This is a genomic window from Brumicola pallidula DSM 14239 = ACAM 615 (assembly GCF_000428905.1).
Taxonomy (GTDB): Bacteria; Pseudomonadota; Gammaproteobacteria; order Enterobacterales; family Alteromonadaceae; genus Glaciecola; species Glaciecola pallidula.
Window position 1 is genome coordinate 87,732 of record NZ_AUAV01000022.1, and the last position, 23,698, is coordinate 111,429.

At 40.6% G+C, this 23,698-nt stretch carries 21 protein-coding genes; 6 read left to right on the forward strand and 15 right to left on the reverse strand.

What is annotated here, in order from left to right; genetic code table 11:
* Positions 1-35: 35 nt before the first annotated feature.
* The 3 genes from G399_RS0108880 to G399_RS0108890 are packed head-to-tail and all read right to left on the reverse strand — an operon-like array spanning position 36 to position 3,591.
* Positions 36-1,661 carry an AMP-binding protein gene (locus tag G399_RS0108880; RefSeq protein ID WP_006008539.1) on the reverse strand — a complete coding sequence of 542 codons (1,626 nt, stop codon included), beginning with the start codon at positions 1,659-1,661 and terminating at the stop codon, positions 36-38.
* Between the two features lie 41 nt (positions 1,662-1,702).
* Positions 1,703-2,401 carry a TetR/AcrR family transcriptional regulator gene (locus tag G399_RS0108885; protein ID WP_006008540.1) on the reverse strand — a complete coding sequence of 233 codons (699 nt, stop codon included), beginning with the start codon at positions 2,399-2,401 and terminating at the stop codon, positions 1,703-1,705.
* Positions 2,402-2,406: 5 nt separating this feature from the next.
* Positions 2,407-3,591, reverse strand: coding sequence for an iron-containing alcohol dehydrogenase (locus G399_RS0108890; protein WP_006008541.1), 1,185 nt, complete (start codon positions 3,589-3,591; stop codon positions 2,407-2,409).
* A 356-nt stretch (positions 3,592-3,947) separates the two neighbouring features.
* Between G399_RS0108890 and G399_RS0108895 the strand changes: the two genes are divergently transcribed.
* Together G399_RS0108895 and G399_RS0108900 are read left to right on the forward strand one after the other, a co-directional pair.
* Positions 3,948-4,994, forward strand: a complete 1,047-nt coding sequence (locus G399_RS0108895; protein WP_006008542.1) for a CaiB/BaiF CoA transferase family protein — start codon at positions 3,948-3,950, stop codon at positions 4,992-4,994.
* Positions 4,995-5,121: 127 nt separating this feature from the next.
* Positions 5,122-6,756: an acyl-CoA synthetase gene (locus tag G399_RS0108900; protein ID WP_006008543.1), complete on the forward strand. Its 1,635-nt coding sequence runs from the start codon at positions 5,122-5,124 to the stop codon at positions 6,754-6,756.
* Positions 6,757-7,111: 355 nt separating this feature from the next.
* Here G399_RS0108900 and G399_RS21595 read toward each other — a convergent pair whose 3' ends face one another.
* Complete coding sequence (locus tag G399_RS21595) at positions 7,112-7,552, reverse strand: winged helix-turn-helix domain-containing protein (RefSeq protein WP_006008544.1); 441 nt, start codon at positions 7,550-7,552, stop codon at positions 7,112-7,114.
* 567 nt (positions 7,553-8,119) lie between these two features.
* On the opposite strand from G399_RS21595, the gene G399_RS0108910 reads away from it, so the two are divergent.
* Together G399_RS0108910 and G399_RS0108915 are read left to right on the forward strand one after the other, a co-directional pair.
* Positions 8,120-9,199, forward strand: coding sequence for a DUF418 domain-containing protein (locus tag G399_RS0108910; protein ID WP_006008545.1), 1,080 nt, complete (start codon positions 8,120-8,122; stop codon positions 9,197-9,199).
* Positions 9,200-9,310: 111 nt separating this feature from the next.
* Positions 9,311-10,135 (forward strand): hypothetical protein, encoded by an 825-nt coding sequence (locus G399_RS0108915; RefSeq protein WP_006008546.1) that lies wholly within the window; start codon positions 9,311-9,313, stop codon positions 10,133-10,135.
* Positions 10,136-10,251: 116 nt separating this feature from the next.
* On the opposite strand, the gene G399_RS0108920 is transcribed toward G399_RS0108915, so the two are convergent.
* The 6 genes from G399_RS0108920 to G399_RS0108945 form a co-directional block, all read right to left on the reverse strand.
* Positions 10,252-11,370 carry a sensor histidine kinase gene (locus tag G399_RS0108920; RefSeq protein ID WP_006008547.1) on the reverse strand — a complete coding sequence of 373 codons (1,119 nt, stop codon included), beginning with the start codon at positions 11,368-11,370 and terminating at the stop codon, positions 10,252-10,254.
* A gap of 133 nt (positions 11,371-11,503) precedes the next feature.
* Positions 11,504-12,169: a response regulator transcription factor gene (locus G399_RS0108925; RefSeq protein WP_006008548.1), complete on the reverse strand. Its 666-nt coding sequence runs from the start codon at positions 12,167-12,169 to the stop codon at positions 11,504-11,506.
* A 154-nt stretch (positions 12,170-12,323) separates the two neighbouring features.
* On the reverse strand, positions 12,324-13,529 hold the full coding sequence (locus tag G399_RS0108930; RefSeq protein ID WP_006008550.1) for a pyridoxal-dependent decarboxylase, exosortase A system-associated: 1,206 nt from the start codon (positions 13,527-13,529) through the stop codon (positions 12,324-12,326).
* On the reverse strand, positions 13,530-15,131 hold the full coding sequence (locus G399_RS0108935; RefSeq protein ID WP_006008551.1) for an acyl-CoA ligase (AMP-forming), exosortase A system-associated: 1,602 nt from the start codon (positions 15,129-15,131) through the stop codon (positions 13,530-13,532).
* An 81-nt stretch (positions 15,132-15,212) separates the two neighbouring features.
* Positions 15,213-16,061, reverse strand: a complete 849-nt coding sequence (locus G399_RS20435) for a lysophospholipid acyltransferase family protein (RefSeq protein WP_081585707.1) — start codon at positions 16,059-16,061, stop codon at positions 15,213-15,215.
* Positions 16,058-16,303 carry an acyl carrier protein gene (locus G399_RS0108945; RefSeq protein WP_006008554.1) on the reverse strand — a complete coding sequence of 82 codons (246 nt, stop codon included), beginning with the start codon at positions 16,301-16,303 and terminating at the stop codon, positions 16,058-16,060. Before G399_RS0108945 ends, G399_RS20435 begins: the two co-directional genes overlap by 4 nt.
* Before the next feature lie 273 nt (positions 16,304-16,576).
* Between G399_RS0108945 and G399_RS0108950 the strand changes: the two genes are divergently transcribed.
* Complete coding sequence (locus G399_RS0108950; RefSeq protein WP_006008555.1) at positions 16,577-17,104, forward strand: hypothetical protein; 528 nt, start codon at positions 16,577-16,579, stop codon at positions 17,102-17,104.
* Positions 17,105-17,426: 322 nt separating this feature from the next.
* On the opposite strand, the gene G399_RS0108955 is transcribed toward G399_RS0108950, so the two are convergent.
* From G399_RS0108955 to G399_RS0108965, 3 genes are all read right to left on the reverse strand, one after another.
* Positions 17,427-18,305 (reverse strand): sterol desaturase family protein, encoded by an 879-nt coding sequence (locus tag G399_RS0108955; RefSeq protein WP_006008556.1) that lies wholly within the window; start codon positions 18,303-18,305, stop codon positions 17,427-17,429.
* A 93-nt stretch (positions 18,306-18,398) separates the two neighbouring features.
* A complete protein-coding gene (gene msbA / locus G399_RS0108960; RefSeq protein ID WP_006008557.1) occupies positions 18,399-20,156 on the reverse strand; it encodes a lipid A export permease/ATP-binding protein MsbA in 1,758 nt (585 codons plus the stop codon).
* Positions 20,157-20,445: 289 nt separating this feature from the next.
* Positions 20,446-21,039, reverse strand: a complete 594-nt coding sequence (locus tag G399_RS0108965) for a TetR/AcrR family transcriptional regulator (protein ID WP_006008558.1) — start codon at positions 21,037-21,039, stop codon at positions 20,446-20,448.
* A 90-nt stretch (positions 21,040-21,129) separates the two neighbouring features.
* Between G399_RS0108965 and G399_RS20440 the strand changes: the two genes are divergently transcribed.
* Complete coding sequence (locus G399_RS20440) at positions 21,130-21,843, forward strand: HD domain-containing protein (protein WP_211229860.1); 714 nt, start codon at positions 21,130-21,132, stop codon at positions 21,841-21,843.
* Positions 21,844-21,974: 131 nt separating this feature from the next.
* On the opposite strand, the gene G399_RS0108975 is transcribed toward G399_RS20440, so the two are convergent.
* Positions 21,975-22,838, reverse strand: a complete 864-nt coding sequence (locus G399_RS0108975; protein WP_006008561.1) for a DMT family transporter — start codon at positions 22,836-22,838, stop codon at positions 21,975-21,977.
* Between the two features lie 515 nt (positions 22,839-23,353).
* Positions 23,354-23,695, reverse strand: coding sequence for an RNA-guided endonuclease InsQ/TnpB family protein (locus tag G399_RS20445; protein WP_280512679.1), 342 nt, complete (start codon positions 23,693-23,695; stop codon positions 23,354-23,356).
* Positions 23,696-23,698: the final 3 nt, after the last annotated feature.

A 23,698-nucleotide genomic window follows, 5' to 3' on the forward strand; every position in this document is an offset into this window, starting at 1 on the left:
TTAATATTGCTCAAAATATTTAATTTTTATACTTTTTAGTTTTGTTTCAACACTTCTCGCTTTAACCTCAGACCTGATTTGTCTCGGTCCCAGGTATCCGTTGTCACGCCTTCCGACCGAAGTTGAGCTTTCTGCACTTTTTGGGTTGGTGTTTTTGGCAATGCATCTACTATCCTGATATACCGCGGGACCATATAATATGGCATCCGCTTGACCAAAAATTCACACAGTGCTGTCAGTTCGATAGTTGCGTGTTCCACAAGAGCAATTATGACCATAACATCGTCTTCTGTTGCCTCACTAGGCACGCCTATCGCAGCCGCTTCACGTATTGCGGGGTGACTACAAACCTCAACTTCTACTTCAAACGAAGAGATATTCTCTCCTCTTCGACGAATGGCATCTTTTATGCGATCAACAAAATAAAAGTATCCATCTTCGTTCTGACGGAAAGCATCTCCTGTATGGAACCACCCATTTCGCCAAGCCTCGGCTGTAGCTTCGCTATTTTTGTAGTAGCCACTATTCATGCCCCATGGACGATCGGTGCGAATAATCATTTCACCTACCTGCCCTACTGGAATTTCGCAGTCATTGCCGTCCACCAATCGCACGTCAACGCCAGGACGTACCTTTCCGCAAGTACCTCTTACGGTCGGGTTAGGCTCTGAAACTATGGGTGATGAAATTTCGGTCATATTAAAAATCGTATAAATATCGATGCCAAAACGCTCAGTAAAGGCAGGTGCATCATCAGACAATGGCACCATAAATGCTTTCATTACTCCGTGCTCTTTATCGTTTGAGCTTGGTGGCTGTTTCATTAAAAATGTTGCCATTACGCCCAACAAGAAAACAACGGTAGCTTGTGATTGTTTTGCCGCTGCCCAGAACGTATCAGTGGAAAATCCACTTAACAGCGCAAATGATGCGCCTCTGACTAACATGACAAATGGAGGCGCCATACCACCGATATGGAAAAAAGGTGCGGCGACTAAATAGCGGTCTTCGCGAGTAACCATTGGCCAAGATTCGGGACCCGCATTGCTGTACATGTGTAAATATGATGACAGCACTCCCTTTGACGGACCGGTTGTTCCTGAAGTATAAATAATGGATTGTGGATCCCAAGGCTCAATAGCCCGAACGAGTGGCATAAGCTCATCAGGGAAGGTCTTTAAATCATCAAAAATATGGCTCTCTAAACCAGTATCGGTATCACAGGTCCCACCACAAAGTATCTGGACCTTTAGCTTAGCCAAATCAATTTCGGTCAGTCGTGGCACCAAGTCTTTGTGGACAACAATAATCTTGGCGTCAGAGTTGTCGATAACGTGATGCAACATGTTGCCGCAAAACGCCGTATTAAAAGGCACAAATATAGCCCCAATATAATTTAGGGCATAAAAAGCAAGCAATGCATCCGGACCATTAGGCAGCCAAACAGCCACAGTTTCTCCTTGCTGCACACCCAGCTTCTGAAAACCGACAGCGGCCCTAACAACCCGCTCTTTTAATTCGGCATATGTCCAAGTATCGCCATCTTCAAATTGGACATATACTTTATCTGGTGTTTCCTGTGCCCAGCGGTTAATTAAATACCGCACTACACATTGATCGCGGTCGGGTATCCTTGGGTCATAAAAGTCACTTTTTTTCATTTGCTTCTTAGCTCCGCTTTGAGTCGACGTCTAATTTTGATCTATTGTCCGGTGATATTATTTTTCTCTACTTCGGACATTTTTGCTGCACCAATTAACTTTAATCCAGCACTCACTAAACCAAATAGAACATCATTTTTTGATAATTTTCCTGCTGCCGAAAACCAAACTGGTAACCAACTTATAAGACCCCCAATCCAGATAGCGTCCATAGCACGAGGTCCAAGGTCAAACTCCCCAGCACTCGTACCATCATCAATTAATTTAGCAATTTTATGGTCAAATTCTTTACGTTTTTGCAAGATACGTGCAGCATCTTTAGGGTTTAGTTTTTTAATTTCTCGCAGGTAAGTCACGACACATGCTTGGCGCTTTATAACAATATCTCCTACCTGCCAGAGAGTCTGAATAAGAATATCGCGGTAAGTACCATCAGTTGATAATGCGCTTTGCAGCACTTCTAACGCTTCGCTGATACCGGTTTCACAGACAGCAGCCAATATTGCTTCTTTGTTTTTGAAATAACTATATATAAAGGGCTTGGTTACTTGCAGCTTATCCGCAATTGCCTCAATTGTTGTACCCGCATATCCTTCATCAAAGAAAAGTATCGTCGCTTCTTCTATTATCCGGTTTCGCTTAAGAGTGAGTAATTCACGCTTAAGGTGACCCTTAACATTTTTTGCGTCGCCACCTTGCTTCTTGCTACTGCCTGATTTTACTTCAGTCTCTAAACTCATAATTATTACATCGCCATTCTAAGAATTTCTTTAATATTGTGTGCACCTTCAACAGGTCGGGGGTTTGTTCGTCCCCAAATATCTTCTAGTGTCAAACTAGCAACCATGTCAAATTTATCCTCGCTAACACCAACTTCAGCCAATGTTCGAGGCATACCAAGAAATCTGATTAGCTCATCAAGCGCCTGTGACGCCGTTTTTTCTCCTGCGCCCAAAGCTTCTGATATTCGAACCTGACGGCTTGCACTATGCGACTCATTCCATTTCAATACATAAGGGGACATTACACAGGATGTATAGCCATGAGGCACATCACAAGCGCCACCCAAAATATGACCAATAGCGTGGCTAGCACCCATTGGTACGCCTCCTATAATTGGCACCATTGATTGCCACGCGCCCATTTGACACTTTAACCGTGCATCAAGATCTTCAGGATTTTCTTTTACTTGCTTCAAGCCCTTAGCCAGCATCTGCAGCGCATTTGATGCTAAGCCATCAGCAAAATCATTGGATAAATGTGAAGCTAGTGTTTCAACACAATGGTCAACCGACCGAACTCCGGTTGATAACCATAGCCACTCTGGTGTGTGCACAGTTATCGCGGGATCCAGAATAATAGCTTTGGGTGCCATATTTCGATGCATATACGCTTGCTTATGGCCACTTACTTCATCAGTGGCACCAGATAATGGGTTAAACTCACCGCCTGACAAGGTTGTTGGAATACAAATAGTCGCAATATCAGGGCCCGCATCAGCCATATTATCAAGTGGATTTAGCCAATCCCCCGTATCGGTGACATTTATCCGTAATGCCTCCATTTGTGATATATCAGTTACATTATGCTTAACCAAAAGGGCTGCAATTTTACCTGCGTCTGTTACCGAGCCGCCGCCAACTGTTAATATTAGGTCAGCGTTTACTTTGCGGGCTGCATCTGCAACCCTAACAACGTCAACTCTCGGTGCGTGTGGTTTTATGCCATCGATGGTTACTGCGTGACGTTCTCCAAGTGCTAACTCTATATCAGCAATCGCAGAAGTATTATTTTTGAGCGATCTACTAGCCAAAATTAGAACTCGCCTAAAATCATGTTGCTGAACTAACTCTTTTACACATTCACTAGCAGGGCGACCGAACATGACCTGTTCGGTTGCAGCTAAAATTACCTGATGCGATCCAGACATAACTATTTCCCCTATTAAAAATCACTTAAATTTACTAAATACATTCTTTTTACTAACATAATTTTTACATACTACTACCATTTTTTACATACTGCTATTATTATTTTATACTGAAGGTATTAAATTATATCGGAAATATTTAAATATACTATTGAGTATATTTTTTAAATATATATACTTTGATATGAGGCTTTAAAAATGCTTTCATATAAACTAAAAAAGTTTAAGGCGAGATCCTAAGTATTTATGGATAGACAAATTCCACTGCCGACTAACATTATCCTGATCAGCCGCGTCAATATAAGCTAATAGCATGAGCGACAGGCTCCGATTTTACTATTCAATAAGGAAAGAACATGTCAGGGCCATTAGAAGGAATACGTATAGTGGAATTAGCCGGCATTGGGCCTGGACCCTTTGCGGCTATGATGTTCGCTGATCATGGCGCAGAAGTGATTACAGTTCACCGCCCAGGAGCACCTCTGAACCCGCGCGACCCTTTAAATCGATCTCGCCTTACCGTGGCTGCAGATCTTAAAAATAAAGATGATTTAGAGATGGTGCGTGATCTCATTAATTCTGCGGATGGCTTAATTGAAGCGTTTAGGCCTGGCGTGCTTGAACGCCTTGATTTAGCACCCGGTAATTTAATTCAAAGCAATCCGAAACTGGTCATTGGACGAATGACCGGTTGGGGGCAAAATGGCCCTATAGCGCAAACAGCAGGACATGATATTAATTATATCGCTATTTCAGGTGCACTTCATGCATTTGGCAGAGCTGGTGAAAAGCCCACTCCTCCGGTTAATACCGTTGGTGATTTTGGGGGCGGTGCAATGATGTTAGTTTTTGCAATGACTGCTGCACTGCTCAAGGCAGAAAAAACCGGTACGGGAGAGATAATAGATTGCTCAATGGTAGAAGGCAGTTCTCTTTTGATGAGCACGGTTTGGGCCTTTCAAGAAACATATGGCTGGGAAATGGAAAGAGGCAAAAATTTGCTAGATTCCGGTGCGCCATTTTATGACACATACGAAACATTAGATGGTGAACATATTGCCATTGGTGCTTTAGAACAAGAGTTTTTCCACATCTTAATGACAGAATTAGGCTTAGCTGATGACCCATGCATGAATGATCACCTAAACCAAAAACATTGGCCCAGATTATCCGAATTATTCACTGACATTTTCCGAACTAAAACTCAAAGTGAATGGTGTAAAAGTCTAGAAGGGATCGACGCTTGTTTTGCTCCCATTCTTTCCATCAAACAGGCAGTCGAACACCCGCAAAATTCGGCCAGAAGTGCATTTATATCGGTCAATGGAGTTATGCAACCGGCCCCATCGCCAAGATATCAAAATGCACCATTACAAAAGCCCAAACAACCCAAACCTTTTTAATTATTTTGTTTTAAGATCGCTTTACTCAAAAGTGTTTTTGTTGAAAAAAGTTTGTTAAGTTCATCACAAACTAGGGCTACTCAGAAAGGAAAATTTCGTTGTAGGACATACATAAAGGAGCTTCACCATGAACGACAATAATAACCCTTACCAAGAAAATCTCGACAAACAACGCGCAAATTTTACGGCGCTTTCACCGATGACGTTTATAGATCGAGCAGCTAAGGTATACCCGGATCGCACCGCGGTGGTTCATGGTGATACTCGCAGAAACTGGGCTCAAACTTACCAACGCTGCCAGCAAATGGCTAGTGCGTTAAATAAATATGGTATTGGTAAGGGGCATACTGTATCGCTCATTGCCCCAAATATCCCAGAGCATTTTGAATTGCATTTTGCCGTGCCTATGTGTGGCGCAGTGCTCAACTCTATCAATACACGACTCGATTCGCAGACCTTCGCCTTTATCCTGCAGCATGCCGAAGCCAAGGTGCTGTTTGTCGATAGAGAGTTCAGTGAAATGGTCGCAAAAGCGCTCGATATGATACCCAATAATTATTTAGTTATCGATATCGACGATCTTTATTGGCAGGGTGGCGAGTTGATTGGTTCCATCAATTACGAAGCGTTTTTAGCAACCGGTGAACTCAGTTATCACTGGCAGCCACCGCAGGATGAGTGGGATGCAATTACGCTGAATTATACATCAGGCACTACCGGTGACCCCAAAGGTGTCGTTTACCATCATCGCGGTGCTTACCTCAATGCAATCAGCAACGCAATGTCTTGGGGGATGCATCAGCACCCGATTTATCTCTGGACGCTGCCGATGTTTCACTGTAACGGATGGTGCTTTCCATGGACCGTTGCGCTAATGGCTGGTGTTAATGTTTGCCTGCGTCATGTGCGAGCCGATACCATCTTTGATTTAATCAAGCAGGAAAAGGTAGGTTATTTTTGTGGCGCACCAATCGTATTGAATATGCTCAAACTAGCGGATGATTCCGTCAAATCAGGTATCGAACACAAGGTTAACGTCATGACTGCTGGCGCGCCTCCGCCGGCCGCGGTGATCCAGGGGATGGAAAGTCTCGGGTTTAAAGTGACTCATGTTTACGGTTTGACCGAAACCTACGGCCCCTCAGTTGTCTGTGCATGGCATGATGATTGGAGCGAATTACCACTTGAAAAACAAGCACAGCTGAAATCACGTCAAGGGGTGCGCGCACCCATGCTCGACGGCCTGATGGTAGCCGATCCAGTCACCCTGAAACCCGTTCCCCAAGATGGCCTAACTATGGGGGAAATTTTTATGCAGGGGAACCTAGTTATGAAGGGTTACCTGAAAAATCCTACAACCACTAACAAGGCATTTGAGGGAGGTTGGTTTCATTCTGGCGATTTGGCTGTATGGCATGCGGATGGCTATATCGAGATTAAGGACCGTTCAAAAGATATCATCATATCTGGAGGGGAAAATATCTCCAGTATCGAAATAGAAGATGTACTTTATCGCCATCCGTCAATACAGGAAGCTGCAGTTGTTGCCATGGAACATGTTAAATGGGGCGAAACCCCCTGCGCCTTTGTCACGTTAAAACTGGGACAATCGGCCACTGCACGTGAAATTATTAATTTCTGTCGCGACCATATGCCGCGTTTCAAGGCCCCTACTAGGGTGGTGTTTGCCGAGCTTCCAAAGACCTCAACTGGTAAAATTAAAAAATTTGAACTCCGTGATATGGCCAATAATGACGACTGAGTTCCCCAAGGTCTAAGATACATCAATACGACAATTAAATTAGTTGTTGGCTGAGCAAAATTGTAGCTTATCTTGTGGACTTGATACGCTAGTGCCTTGCGTCGTGAGTAATAAATCGTGAGTAATAAATCGTGGGTAATAAATCGTGAGTAATAAATCGTGGGTAATAAATCGTGGGTAATAAATCGTGGGTAATAAATCGTGGGTAATAAAGAGTAGTCTACGGCGCTTTTTATTTTTTCGTTATCACTGCAAGTCCGTCGACAATGGTGTATCAATACCATCATCAACTCAACTCTGGGATAAACGAGGTATTATATATCTTGCTTTTTGATAGATATTGAAGAGACTGTTATCACTTTAATATACCTTTATTTTTATTAAACATTTGATATCCTCTGCCATAGATTGTGATTATTTCTAAATTAGATTTGTTTTTCAATAAAGCGCGTAGTTCAGAAATCGCCACAGTGACATTATTGTTAACTCTATTATGTCTTCCCCAGCCATATGCTAATAAAAACGCTCTGCTCACTACTTCTTCTTCATGCTCGTGGAAAGCACAAAGGATTCTGAACATGGGATTGGATATTCTGTATTTAGTCCCTCTTACTGACACCGCATGTCGTTCAATAAACACACCTTTGTCGATATAAATAGGATGGCGCTGCTTTGGGCACAAGACACAGTGCGCATCACACACATTTGCTGCGACGGTTCTAGTGGTTTGATGAAGTTTTATTACCTGATTTTTACTGTATTTCTTAGATTCTGCCACTGGGCCAGAATTGAACATTTATTCTCCCTTTATTCATATTTTTCTCTGTTCTTATCATTAATTCCTTTTTGCCAGGCTGGTCGTCCCCTTAACCCTAGTACAAAATTGCAAAATATCAACCTTTGTAATTGCTGATTTTCTATACTCGCTAATGTCGGGTTAGCTTATTTAGAATAGTCACAATTAGTAGTCTAAAAAATAGGGCAGATGCTAGATGTTAGGTCTTACCCGAATTCCACTAATTTAGCGGATAGTTTTACTCCTTCATGTCGAATATCAATTCGTACAATTTAATCAAATTTTGTTGTCGCTAATACCAAAGCGAGAATACCTAACAGAAGGTTAATAATCGGTTAACACTAAAAAGCTGTTTGCCAGCATCACTGAAGTCACTCTTCTTACAGTAAAAATTGTAAACCCAATTAACCGCTTGTTAACTTGACTCGATATAGCATGCTTGCATTGAAGTTATTCTTCATCTTTGGAATTTCAAATTCGTTAGCCACTTTCTATCTGCTTCAAAGATTAGTTAGCTAGTTAATTTATTATCCCTATCAATAGACTTTATATTTAAGAGGTATTTCGATGAAGCAAAGAGTGACAGGATATGATCTCGCAAGAGCTTTAGCGTTATTTGGCATGGTTATTGTTAACTTTAAAGTCGCAATGAGTGCTGAAACGGGTCATGCATTTCTAATGAATTTTGCAACGCTACTTGAAGGTCGAGCATCTGCTTTATTTGTGGTGCTTGCGGGTGTTGGTGTAACATTTTTAACCGCTAAAGCAAGAAATTCTGTTGATAAAACATTGGTATTAAAAACTCGGATCTCATTGGTAAAACGCGGTTTATTACTTGTGGTCATTGGCCTTATATTTACCCCAATGTGGGAAGCCGACATTCTTCATTTTTACGGGTTTTATTTCTTAATTGCAGCAGCTATTTTTATGGTCCAAGAAAAGTCCTTATTGTGGATATCGATAATTATCATGTTGATTTTTCCAGTGTTGATGCTGCTGTTTAATTTTGAACAGAATTGGGATTGGGACACATTAACGTATAATAACTTTTGGTCTGTTGATGGAATGATTAGGCATATCTTTTTTAACGGTTTTCATCCCGTCTTTCCATGGGCCGCTTTTTTGACTTTTGGTATGTGGCTGGGCAGACAAGACCTCTCCCTAAAGTTGATAAGAAAAAAGTTGTTTTTGGGCGCTCTAATCACGTTAATTGTCACTGAATGTAGTTTTTATTACTTAAGAAACATACTTAATGACGCGGGTGGCTCAATAATGACGGCTGAAGAAATCACATTCCTGTTTTCCACATCTATTATTCCTCCCATGCCCCAATATATTATTTCTGCTGGTAGCTCTGCCGTTTTAGTGCTCATAGCATGTCTGTATTTATCAGAACGATTCTGTGAAACAAAGATCACCAAGTATCTTTATCAAACAGGGCAACTATCTCTCACCTTATATATTGCACACATTATTGTTGGCATGGGTTTCCTTGAGTCTATTGGACGCTTAGAAAATCAAAGTATAGATTTCTCGCTGCTTAGCTCATTGATATTTTGTACAGGGGGTATAGCTTTCAGTGTTGTTTGGCTTAAATATTTTGACGTTGGTCCATTAGAATGGATCTTTCGGAAGGTGGCAAGATAACAAAGATAGTAATCTTAATCTGCGATGTAGTCGCAACAAAAAAAAACATTATAATTTAACCAGTTCTTATTCAGTTTGAATAAAAACATTATGACCAAATAGGAATACATCATGTTTAGACCACCCATTTTTGCTGCAATACTTATTGCTGCAACATCAATCCAAGGGCTGGAAGCAGCAGACAAAACGCACGCCACATTTAGCTATGATATTTTTGCTGGAGGCGATAACATCGGAGATATGCAGGTTCAAATCATAAAAAAACCACAAGGTGGGTATCAAATTTTAGAGAGCACCACGATTCAAAAAAGCAGTAACTGGGATGAAATAAACCTCAAATCAACAGCAAATGAATTGTATTCGCTTGAAAATAGACTTATTAGCGCAGATAAAAAGACCTTTGATCACACAAAAGCCTACTGGTCAAAAATAGATAGCTCTGGTGCCGATCTTTGGATGAGTTTTTCAGAAATAAAAAATTTCGCGGAAAAAGAAGAGAGTGAACTGCTTGGTTTTTCCATTGCAGTCTTAGGTAATTTCATCCCCCAGGCAGGCGAAGTTCTCGGACTTTCGCAACTTCTGTTCGCCGATACAAAAGCGGTACCAACAAGTATACGCTTGCCTAAAAATTCACATCACACCACGTTAGCCAACTTACCAAAATACTGGTCAATTCATCGACAAACGTTGCCCGCCGAAATACGCTTATTAGATATTGAAACAACCTCAATTACTCAAATGAAAACTGAATACCTAGGGCTTAAAGTCAAGACTTTGGGTGGCAATGAAGTATCAACCAATCACTACACCCTAACTTCAGAAAACAGGGCTCCTCTTAATATCTGGCTTGCGGTCGATGAAAACGATGTCCCTTATATTTTTGAACTCCAAATAGATAATGAAAAAGGGCCCTTTATTATAAAACGTAAACCATGATGAGTAAATAATCAGGCAATACCTAAACCAACTGTTGGTTATTATTCCTTTTGCCTCCAGCGTCGCACTTATAACCACAACTGAATGACTTGGTCGAATTTCTTCGACCTTACATTTTACTTAAACAATATTTGAACTTCTCTGCCGCCAACAATGTTGCTCGTTGAATATTTCCAGCTTCCTTTATTACAAATTTTTTCAACCAGTATTAACCCTAAGCCATAACCATAGTCGGAATTATCCACATTAATCGGAGTTTCATTAATATCTACATTTTTTATAAGTGCCACTCGTTCATCCAAATTAATTTCAATTCGACCATTGTTTGTGTACTGCATTGCATTTCGTACGATATTGCCCAAAACTATCTTGAATGAGGGAAAGTTGCAGGTGATGTTGGCATCAGCACAATTGATCGCAATATCAACATTTTTATTGGTCAATAGATAACGACTATCAGAGACAATTGAGTTTATGGTCGACTTTAAATCAAACTCCGTTGTTTCAATGGATGAGCCTCCATCGTGATCTAACCACAGAAGTGTTTCTGAAAGCTGCTGCATGTCCTTCACTGCATTTTCTATTCTCAAAAGTGGTACTGTTATTTTTGGAGAAACATGTTGAACTTCTAAATACATATTCATTAGCTCAACATTCACTGAGGAAACAGATATTGGTGTTCTTAATTCATGACTAGCCGCTCTGAGAAAAAACTTATCTTTCTCAATTAATCGTAAATTTTCATTCAATGACACTGCTAACGTGTTGGCAAGTTCATTGAGCTCTTCAAATTTAAAATTCGGAATATTTATAATCTTATTATTTTCGTTTAATTGTGATGTCCATTCTTTTAGATCTCTAAGAGGACGAATGAATTTTAACGTCATATAGACAATCATGAAAATAGATAGAATAAACGTGACAATGACCGCCCATAAAATGGGCTCAAAAGCCTCATTCAAATAGGAATTGACTGACATTGACAGTTCTGAATCATCGGTTTTAAGATAAGCGATTGTCAGAAAATCATCTGCGTTTAGCTTTTTTCGTCCAATTAAGTAGACACGATTGGATAGCTCAATAGACTTAAAACCAGTCCATGAACTATTTTTGCTAATATACAAAGCTAGGTCTTGAGGCATTTTTTCGGTGTCAGCATAAAACAAAAAATCTTCATCTTTGGGCATTGGACTGGAGCGGTCTAACTGATATTCAGCAAGATATTGGTCAGACATTGAATCCATAATATAAATGATTGGAATGTCGGTGCCTTTATCGAAAATTTTAGCCCCTTTCCAAATAAAAAAAATCAATAATATCGAAACGATTATTATGCTTACGGATAAAACGTAATTTTTAACACTCCAGTTACTGTTCTCTAATAGCAAAACCATGCCCTCGTATTGTGTGAATAAGCGTTGGCCCCTGCCCTAAAACATGTCGAAGCTTATGCATATGAACTTTTAAATTATCGCTATCGGGCTGTTCTTCCCCCCAAATAGCAAAAAGCAATTCTTCTTTAGGAACGAGGTTCGGTGAATTACGCATTAATACTTCTAAAATAGTCCAACAAATAGGCGTCAGTTCTAATTTTATACCTCCTCGAGAAACTGTCTTTTTTTGGATGTTCATTTCCAGATCATCAACTTTGAAAAACTTACTTAGCCCACTTTTTCGTTTTGATAACGAGTATATTCTGGCTAATAATTCGCTTAACGCGAATGGTTTTACTAAGTAATCATCAGCGCCAGAATCAAACCCGTCCAGTTTATCAGACAGAGTATCTCTTGCTGTTAACATGAGCACGGGTACATCAATTCCCTTTAGTCTTAATTGCGAACAAACCTTTAAACCGTTGATACCCGGTAAATTCACATCTAACACCAAAACGTCGTACACGTTGCTGCTGGCCAAGGAAAGCCCGGTATTACCATTGCCAGCGAAGTCATGTATGATATTTTTGAGAGCAAAGAACTCCAAAATACTGTTGGCTAAGTCAATGTTGTCCTCAACTAAAAGCACTCTCAAATTCATATAATCACCATCCTTTTATATTAATGTTACTTGCTCTGTATTGGCAAGAATCACAGAAAAGACTGACACTTTGATTTTGTTGTTACTTATTCTGTTTTCTGTCATCAGCAATGTAAAACTAACCCACATACAACTAATACTACTTTTACGCGCTTTAGAGAAGCACTTCCAATGCTTCTCCTTGGCTTAAAAATCCTTGCGGACTTGCTGATGCGCCGTAAGCCCCTGATAACATGACCGCCACGTAGCCTCCTATTTCAGCAATCGGGAGGGATATATTGGATGCAATAATATCTAGTGGAGTGCATAAAGGACCCACAATATCGACATGGTGGGTTACTTTTGATTCTATGCAATTGGCCAGCAGAACTGGATAATTTTTTCTAAATACCTGTCCTAAGTTACCAGAGTTGGCCAAATGATGATGCATTCCACCGTCACATACCCAAAAGGTCTTGCCCCTTGACTCTTTAATGTCAACTATTTTACATAAATACATACCCGCATTTGCGACTAAAAACCGACCTAACTCCAAATGGACCTCGGTATCCATTAACTGTTCATCCAATTCCTCTACTATTTTATGTAAACCCATGCACAAACTTTGAATATCCACAGGTACTTGGCCACTATGATAATTAACGCCGATCCCACCACCTATATTAATTTGCTTGGGAATGACGTTTATTTGCTTAGATAATTCAAAGGCTAATTGCAAAGATTTTCGGTAAGACTCCAATAGTGAATCAACTGATAAATTTTGCGATCCACTAAAAATATGAAAGCCGACGAAATTTATTGATTGCTCATTCATCGTCGAAAAAACGTCAGCAAATACTTCAGCATCGATACCAAATTGTTTAGCGCCTCCAGACATCTTCATGGCGGCTCCCTTAAGTTCAAAATCAGGATTAATCCGGAATGCGACGTTTGCTTTTTTGTTGTGTAAGGTACATATTTGTTGGATCCGAACCAATTCAGTCTTTGATTCAACGTTTATAACCGCGCCGGAAATAATTGCTGCCAGCAGACTTTTTTGCGTTTTCCCTGGCCCTGCAATGCTGATCTTACGAGGATCTATGCCTGTACTTAGTGCAGTTAGCAACTCTTGATGAGAGGCTACATCTAAGCCATCGAGATAATTAGCGGCATGTGCAACTAAGTTAGGCATCGGGTTTGCTTTAATTGCATAATGTAGCTTTATCTTTTTCGGTAGTAAGTTTGTTAGGGCTATAATATTACTTTTAATTTTATTGCGATCATATACATAGCAGGGAGTACCACCCGCTATATGCTCTAGTTCACTGGGCGTTTTACCGGCAAAAATAAGTTGATTGTGTTTTTTATCGATTGATAACATTTACTGTAATTCCAAATTAGAAGATATCTCCTGAAAAATATTTTGATACTTTTCTTTCAGTGCTGTCTTGTTATGTTTGCCATTAGGATTTCTGGGTATTTCTATGCAAAAATCTATGTAATGTGGGCTCATATAAGTAGGTAAGTGTAAGCCGCAAAAACGCCTAATAGAGAGCAACAGATCGTTAACCTGCAAACCAGGTTTAACTGCTATTAGTGCAACAATACCCTGGCCTAAGTTTGTGTGTGGTACGCCAAATGCAACGATATCTACTACCGAATCATGTTTATCGATAACGCTTTCAATTTCTTGCGGGCTCACCCTATACCCGGTGGTCTTGATCATGTCGTCATTACGTCCAACAAAATACATAAAGCCTTCTTTGTCTTTGGTAACAATATCACCTGACCACACGGCTAACTGCTCGCTAGGTACTTCATTGATTCTATTTGGGCTTGGTTTAAATCTGTAGTCAGTCATTTCTTGGTTCGCCCAATATCCTTGGGCTACGAGAGGTCCAGCATGAACTAACTCTCCTTGCTCATAGGGCTCACATTCTTCACCATTGGCATTTATAATAAAAATTTTCGCATTTGGTATTGCTTTACCAATTGACTTAGGACGCTTCAATGCTTGTTCTGGCGGAAGAAAACAAGAACGGAAAGATTCGGTTAACCCGTACATCAAAAAGGGCTTAACGTTTGGCATTTCCCTTACAAGCTTTTTTAAAGTTTCTTCTGATAAGGAGCCGCCAGAGTTCGTTATATATCGGAGATTTTGCGATGCTTCTTTAGGCCATTCCAGATTGGCAAGTTGATTCCACGCTGTAGGCACTAAAGCAAGCCCTGTAATCAATTCTTGTTGCACGACTCTAATCAACTCTGCTGCAAACAAATAGTCAAATAAATAACAGCTACCGCCAGATAAAAACGAAATAGTCAATTGACTAAAGCCATAGTCAAAACTAATTGGTAGCGCAAGTAACAAGCGATCAGATGAAGAACTATCTAGGTATTGAGCAACACTTTGCGCACCAAGAATTAAATTACGCTGAGTCAAGGTAACGCCTTTAGCTGGACCTGAACTTCCTGATGTATAGAATATTGCAGCGGTATCACTTTCTAAAATGTCTGGAAGAGAACTATCACGCAATGCGAGTGTGTGTAGTTGGAACCATGATAAAACGGTTGAGGAACTGACGTATTCATCAGTATCATCGGTTAACACAATATATTTTATTGCTACTGGTAAAACCGACTTTAGGATTTCATATCGGGCCTTACTTGTTATAAGAATTGTTGCTGAACAATCAGACAGAATATGTCCTACTTGCGGTGATTTAAGCACTGGGTTGATAGGAACAAATATTCCTCCAGCAGCGCTTGTGGCAAAGATACTGATCACGCTTTCAAAGCATTTGGGTAAGAAAACAGCCACTCTTTCTGATTGATTCAGACCTAGCGACAAGAAAGAACGCGCGAGAGTTTCTATTTCTTCATTTAAGTGCGCATATGTTAACCATCGTTTCTTCTCGCCTATTGCAGGGCAATAAGGTCGTATCTCGGCTTGAACTTTTACCAGCTGATGAATTGTTTTTATCATTTAGAACCTAATATACTAATGGTGTTGTAAGTGTGTAATTGAATAAATTTGAGTTGCTGCCACCTCAAAAGGTATGCAGCTCTATCGCCATCTTTTGTAAAACCAGCACCATTGTTCTGGGTATTGCAGAATGATGCTTTCGAACTGTCGATATATTGCTTGCATTGCGAACTGAAAGGCTTTTGGTGATTGTCCTATGGGAAATTCAGAAACCGTTTCAATATGTATTATGTAAGTGTTGTCTTTTTGCAGCACCGCGTATGCAATAAGCAATGGCGTTTTTGCATAGGCTGATAACATAGCTGGGCCAGCGGGAGCACCCGTTTGTAGCTGAAAGAAGTCAAGCTCGGTATCACTTCCGAAGTGGTCTGAGTGCAAACAAACAACACCGTTTGAACCCATTTTGCCTGCCAGAGCCAAGAATGCACCCGCTTGAGATTTATCCACACAACAGACACCGTTTTTCGCATAAACACTATGCAGGCCAGCAGCGAATTTAGGGACCCTGGAAAGGGTAGTAACTCTTCCTGTTAGCTTTTGCAATGCAAATGGAACCGCTTCGTAGCAACTAAGATGCATAGTCGCGATGCTAAGAGGACCACCTGATGTGATTAAGGCTTTTGTTGCTGCATCCATCTCGAACGTGTATTCAATATCTTCAAACCAAAAATTTTCTAAAACGCCAAAAACGATATACTGATAAGCAGTGACTGCTAAATATCGTATTCTGTCATCACTTTTTTGATCCGGCATCGCAATTCGCAGATTATTGATGGAACGTTTTCTTGTTTTAGGTGATAAAGCAAAAATTATTCGAGCAATGCCAAACGCTATTTTCTTTCTTGTTGCTCTATTTCGTAACTTGAACAAGAAAATTATCACTAATATCGTCTTAGCTGCGACTCGTTGAGATAAGGTTAAGCCTTTCATACCGTTAATGGGTTTTTAATGAATGATGCTAAGTTACCAAACGTTTCAAAGTGTTTAGCTTCGAGATCTGCGATATCAATCTCTAATGAAAATCGTTTTTCTATTTCTATTAAGAGTAAAACAATAGACATTGAGTCCAGCTCGCTTAATTCTCCCAATAACTTCGTACTGTGCATAAAATTTGAAGTGTCTATATTTAAAATTTCTGATAACACATTTTTTAACTGTTGATTATATTCCACTGAGGACTCCTTATTTGATTAACTGCATTCTATAAACGAGTTAGTTAATAACTGGTTAATACAACAATAAAAATTAAATCTAGTTGTTTTAATCGAAATAATTGAGTGGCAGGTCAATTCTAAATACAAGTAAATGAAAACATTAACCCCCCATTAACCTACTTCAAAGTAGGCTTCTACAAACTGATTGTTATGTATCTTTACTTTTAGAATAAAGCAATTTCATGAAGCCAATAACATTAAACCGCTTAAGCCGCGCGTTAGGATCGTAATATGCAAAAGAGAGTTTTCGTCCCTGTTTTTCTGTTTTTTTTAATGGGTGTTTCGTTACCGGTATTATCAGAAGATAAGTCTCTAATAAAACACTGTGAACCTATACATTTAAAGTCATCTGAAGGATGGTGGGTCAGCATCTATGATGATGGCTCCGGATCATATGGATTTGGCGCAGGCCTAGCTAGAATTAAGGTGGTCAAGAACACTTTTAGTTATGAAAAAGTGTATTCCGTATTTGCAAAAGCTTTTTATAATACAACTGAAAATACGCAAGAACCGCACATGGCCGTATCATGTTTTACAGATACCGCCGGATTGCCCGTTGAGCTCCATCTCGCACAGGATCAACCCCTATTAGGCGCGCTATTCCAGTTAGCTAGAGAAAATGCTCATCCACCCATGAACAAATTTGAAACACGTTCGCATTACCATGTTAAGTCTTTTTTGAGAGATAGCCCTTGGAATGTAAGCCCCCACATTTTACTCAACAAAGCTAACTCAGCTAATGCCAAAGCATCCAACTAACTTACCCGTCCCCTATCAAATACAGTTGTAAACACCTTTCATGATCATACCTTTGCCACAGACCTAGTGGTTATTGGTAAGCCCATATATGATTTTATAGCGTTGTAGTGCAAGCCAAGTGTGTTTTCCTTGATAGAGATGAACGTTTAACATTTAAACTGATGAAGTTAAAATTGTTAAGTCATTTATCGCGGGTGTTTTAATCGACCCGCAAGATCTCGGCATTACAACATTGGACTGACTCGGCCTTGACGAATGGCATCTTCATGGATGCCAAAACAAGTACAAGTGCATATTGCGGCGATTGTGTATAGCCGTAATGCTATTCATCGACAGTTTGTTTTGCACACTTGCGCGGCTGCCAACCCGTGCGCCCAAATGCATAACTGGCTTTATGCGATAAACTTTCAGCGTGAATTACGTCCTTATATATTGTTCGTAATTCTCCAAAATTGATAGTTAAGGGGTTCGAGGATTCAAGTTGAGTGGTGAGACCATAAATGGGTTTTTCATTTTCAGCTTGATACGTTCCAAACAGCCTGTCCCAGATTATTAAAATACCGCCATAATTCTTGTCGATATAGTCCGCATTTGTGGCATGGTGAACACGATGCACTGATGGCGTGTTAAGAATGCCGTCGAGCCAACCGAGCTTGCCTACCTTTTCTGTGTGGATCCATGTTTGATAGAGAACCACAGCGAATAATGATGCTAAAATTTGTACTGCGTCGAACCCGATAAGAAGCAAGGGAATAAAAAACAGCCATTCATATAAACTCTCAAGCCAAGATAGACGAAGTGCGGTGGTCAAATTATACTCTTGAGAAGAATGGTGGACACTATGGACAGCCCAGAGGATCCGTCGTTCATGTTCAATTCTATGCATCCAGTAATAAGTGAAATCGACAGCGATAATTGCGAGTAGCCAGCTCCACCAAGTCACGGCAATCTTTGCGACGGCAAACTCCTCAACAAACAAAAAACCGATGATGAAGACGGCGCCAATCACCGTACTGTCTAGAATACGATTACCAATTTCGATGGCAACATTCGCCATAGTTTCCTTCCATCCTAGCCGCCGCTTTGTTGAAATATCGAAGATTGTTTCAATAATTGTAAGTACGTAAAAGATAATTCCGATGATGACTACAGCGGTGAAAAAATCATTGTATTGTAATATTCGAGCGTCAATTTCATTCATAAGTGGTTCCGGTTCTATAATTTAATTTGATGGTTAGAGGAGCTAATGAGTTTTCCTGCTAATCGTTTTAGTGCTAATCGTTTTAGTGCTTTGCTAACTAGCTTGGTCATGAAACTGTCGCTGATATAAATGATAATAAGCGCCTTTCATTAATAATAATTCTCGATGAGTTCCTTGTTCACAAACACACCCATTCTCCATTACTAGGATCTGGTCCGCATTCTTTATCGTGCTTAGCCGGTGGGCAATCACGATTGTGGTTTTGTGTTGCTGTAATTTGGAAAGTGTTTGTTGGATCATATGTTCTGACTTAGTGTCTAATGCTGAAGTTGCTTCATCCAGGATGAGTATTGGGGCATCCCTAAGGATCGCTCTGGCAATCGCGATCCGTTGTCTTTGTCCACCCGATAATTGGCCGCCATTCTCTCCGATGTAACTGTCTAATCCTTCAGGTAACTTTTCAGCAAAACCCCATACATCTGAAACTCTTGCTGCCTCTTCAATCTCGCCAGTGGTGACCGCACGATTACATCCATATGCAATATTCGAAGCGATGGTGTCGTTAAACAAAACAACTTGCTGAGACACTAGCGAAAATTGTTGCCTTAGATTATTCAATGACAATTGATTTAAGGGAATATCGTCAATGCTAATCTGCGGATCTTGAGCAATATAAAATCTCATCAGTAGGTTTGCTATACTCGATTTTCCGCTGCCAGACTCCCCTACTAATGCGATTGTTTGACCTTTAATTAAAGTGAAATTCACATTTTTTAGTACTAACTGGCTATTACTTGGATAACAAAAATTGAGATTGCGCACTTTTATATGTTTACTGAAAGACGTAATCTCTTGCTTTGCAGAATCAATTTCAACGGGCTCATCAAGCACACCAAAAAGACTGCTAGCGGCGACTAAACCTCGTTGTAAAGATTGATTGATATTGGTCAGTTGCTTTAACGGTCTAAGCAAAGAACCCATGGCGACTAAGGTAGTGGTGAACTCTCCTGCACTAATTTGTCCAATTACACCATCAAGACTTGCCAACCAAAGCACACCAGCTATCGCTATAGATGCTATGAGTTGAATAGCAGGATTACTTATCGCTGAAGTTGTTGCAAGCTTCATATATTGTCGGCGATTAATGTTATTAGCTTGACTAAATCGCGAACTTTCAAGGCTCTGTGTAGCAAATGCTAACACTTCTCTATGACTACTTATGGCGCGTTCCGTATGACGGGTTACTTCTCCCATTGCATTTTGCATATTTAAACTGATGTGTTTAAAACGCTTCGATACAAAATTAATTACTAATCCTATTACCGGACCAACAATCAAAAATATCAATGATAATTGCCAGCTTGAGTGCAACATTATGCCCAGTAAAACCAGAACGATTAAACTTTCTCTAATGCAAACAATGAAGACTTCCGACGTCGCTTTGGAAATTTGCTCAGCGTCATAGGTTATTTTTGATATCAACTTTCCAGCATTGTGTTTTTGGAAAAAATCCAAGGGTAAATATTGCAGGTGACTAAATGCCTCTCGCCTAATAGTAAACGTAATTTTACTTCCGATATAAGCCATACAATAGTTAGATAAAAAACTAGCAACACCGCGAAGTATAAAAATAACGATGACCAATAGCGCCCCAATCTTAAGCACTTTTCCGTCAGATTTAGCTAATCCATCGTCTATTAGCGGTTGAATAAAATAAATCATTCCAGCATCAACAACGCTAAAACAAATAAGACCAACAATAGCAACACATAGCATTGCCTTATGCGGTGCAAAATACGTCACTAGCCTAAGCAAGGTTTGATTTTCACTGGCTGAGTTTTCAAAAAACATAATTTCCCTAATTCGAACCTATGTATGGTAGTTAACATCAAAAATGACATTGGCTGATCCAACGCTATTGTTAATCAATCGCCTTGAGTCAAATTCTGAACGCATGATATACAGCAGAAAGTTAACAATGAGTTAATTGTCAACGGCAGTCTAAAAATGATGTTAGTTCGCTCAGTGAGGCGCATTTCAAGCTAACTAAAGGAGGATCTAGTACTGATATAACTATTCGCAGAGGGGTGTGTTCTTGTTGTTGGGCAGAATGCTCAACGCGGGATACTCTATTCAGTTTTTAACAAAGCATATCTACAACGCCAGTGTACATGGCATCTAATGATCCTCGCGCCTCACCACTTCGAGCTCTCACCGCTAGGCTCTGCAAAGTGGCATGCAATAATTTAGCAACCGTTTTTAGATCTCTATCTCGGGGCCAGTTACCCTCTTGCTGCGCTCTGAGTAGCCGCTTCTCAATAACCACATCAATGCTATTTATAGCAACATTTAAATCTTTTCTAATTTCAGAATGAGTCGCTGCCTCCACTGTTGCTGTGCAGGTTACAAAGCAACCCAGCGCTTGGTCGCCACTAAAATAAGTATCCAAGGCAGTGTTATAAAATAGTTTCATTGCTCTTTTTATATCCGGTTCATCGAACAATATTAGGGTCGACTGTGAACCAAGCTGAGTAAAAAAGCGTGAAAAAGCCTGACGATAAACTGACTCTTTATCGCCAAATGCATTGTAGATACTTGGCCTATTCATATTCATTGCATTAGCTAGATCATCTAAGGATGTTGCTGTAAATCCTTTTGACCAAAAAACCAAAATAGCTTTATCCAAGGCTTCATCGGAATTGTATTTTTGTGGGCGGCCACGTTTTTTTATCATTTTGTACTCATTCGCATAAAAATAATTGACATCAATTATTATTAATCATACATTAATATGCGAACCAGTACAAAAATATGAGTATTATTCATGAAACTAACAAAAATCAAACCATTACCTTCCAAAACCTGCTTATTGTGCAGTTTTGTATCATCGGATATCAACAGTGCTTTTCGGCGAGTCCGCAGATTTGTTTCGGGTGATCACATCCAGTACGTTGCAAAAGAGATCTATCAGATACCGGATTCTAGCAATTGCAAAAAAGCGTTGGACATGGTGATTCAACATAGTCCCGATTATCTGGTTAATCATTGCCTGCGAAGCTACGCGTTTGGTTTAGCCATGGCACATAGAGTCAAACAACCATTTGATAAAGAAGTATTTTTTCTAGGAGCAATAATGCACGACATTGGATTATTGCACACGTTTGATAAAGGAAATACATTTGAACTAGATGGTGCAACGGCCGCAAGGAGATTTTGTATAGGGCATGAGTTAAGCACTCAGAAAGCTGACTTGGTTCATGAAATGATTGTTCATCATAACTCTGTTGGCGTTGCTCACAAATTAGATCCAGAAATTGCGCTGCTACATTTTGGCGCAGGCGCAGACGTGGCAGGCCTTTGGCTTCATGATATTCACACGAAAACACTATCAGAAGTACTAACTGCGTTTCCGCGATTGGGTTTCAAACAAGGAATGTCAACGCTGTTATTGGACCAAGCCAGCAGAAAATCACAAAATTTTATGAAACCACTGATGCAATTAGGTTTTTTAAAAAAAATTGAAAACGTGCCTTTCTAAACCAAAAGGTGAGACAAAAAGGAAAATGCTAATGGCGGTTTTACAAATGAGTCCAGCGAGAAAAAGTCTATTTCACTCCCATCATTGCCAACAAGAAGACGAGGTTAGCATAAACTATAACGTGAGTATGCTTATGCACGTTTGCGCGTCTCGACCCAAATATTCAGGTAATTGCCCGCAAATATAATGCTGGCGCCAACGAAAACCCATATATCAATGGCCTCGTTATAGATAATCATTGCGGCAATGGCGATGATCGGTAAACGCACAAAATCAAGGGGCGCTACAATTGTTGCCGGCGCTATCGTCAGCGCCTTGGTGATACAGAAATGTGCCAGTAATCCACAAGCGGCAACCAGTCCTAACAGAGGCAGATCGGTAATATTGGGCAGTGCGATATCCCCATCGTATCCCGCTGAAATCAAACCAAAAATCAGTTGCAGCCCAGACAGATAGAGCATGATAGCTGCAATGCTCTCGGTCCGAGTCAGGCGCTTAGTGAACACGTACGTAAGCGCAAAAAATAGTGCACAAGATGCCGCCGCTAGAATGCCAGGATGCAAACTACCTATATCAGGACGAGCCACAATCAGAATACCGATGAATCCCATTAGCGCTGCGATGACGCGTATCAATGTGAGGCGTTCCCCCAACAAAAACGGCGACAGCAAAATAACCCATAATGGCGAGGTAAATTCTAGCGCAAAAACCTGTGCCAACGGGATCACGGTCACCGCATAGAACCAAAGATTCTGGCCAGTGAAATGAAACACGTTCCGAATGAGATGAGTGCGCCACTCGCGGACACCTATCTGGCGGAACGTTCCCGTAGCATAAACAAGTACCAGCACGATCATTAAACCTATAGCAGAACGGTATAACATGATCTCGAACGTATCAAAACCAGCACCAAGTTCACGCCCTGCAATAGCCATAGTGGTAAAACTGAATATCGCCCCAAGCATCCATAAAGCGGCTTGCATTGTCTTATTCATGACATACGTTCTATATTATTTTGGCAGACAAAGGGGTGGGTACTCTCGATTAATAGAGACGCCATGCAGTACACCTGATGCGCTTGTATTTTCATTGCAAATTGACAGTCAAAGCCATTCCAAAATATATCCGCGATAGAAGTATTAGCGAGAATGCTGGAAGAGTAAACGATGTTCTTGTTCTATTCAACAGGCGACTTTGTGGCTAGGATAAAAGGCATGTTACCAATGTCTACAATTCGCTGAACCTTGGTTAATCCTTTGACAACTGATAATTGGCATATCACCCGCCCCTTAGCCATAAATATTTAAGTCAGTAGTTTGGGCGCATGAGAGAGTACCCGAGACATGCAGCAAGAGTTATAGACCATTTGATTCTTTTTATCACAAATCAGATGGCTTTGCTGATAGATCCCGAACTTAAATGGTTCGATATCAATGTCATTGTTTAGAAACCAACTTTTGGGTATATTGCGATGTCTAAGCCTGAATAGAAGTTTGACATCCTCCCCGCTCTAAAGGGCGGGGATCCCTGCGGGTGAACGCAACTTCTGCGCCCTACCTTCGGTGGGTTCCTGCTTCACAGAGCGGCCTGACTGCGCCGACTCTCCACAGGCTAACAAGCGATATCCTCGCTCTAAAACATTGATCGCGCCGACCACATCGGCATTATTTGCATAACCACAATCGACGCACAGGAACTGTGCTTGCGTGAGTCGATTGTCTTTACTGACATGCCCGCAGCACGGGCATGTTTGGCTGGTGTGGTGCGGCGGCACCGCAAGCAGCATACCACCGTTCCATGCCACCTTGTAGTCCAGCTGCCGCCTGAATTCTCCCCAGCCCTGATCGAGTATGGC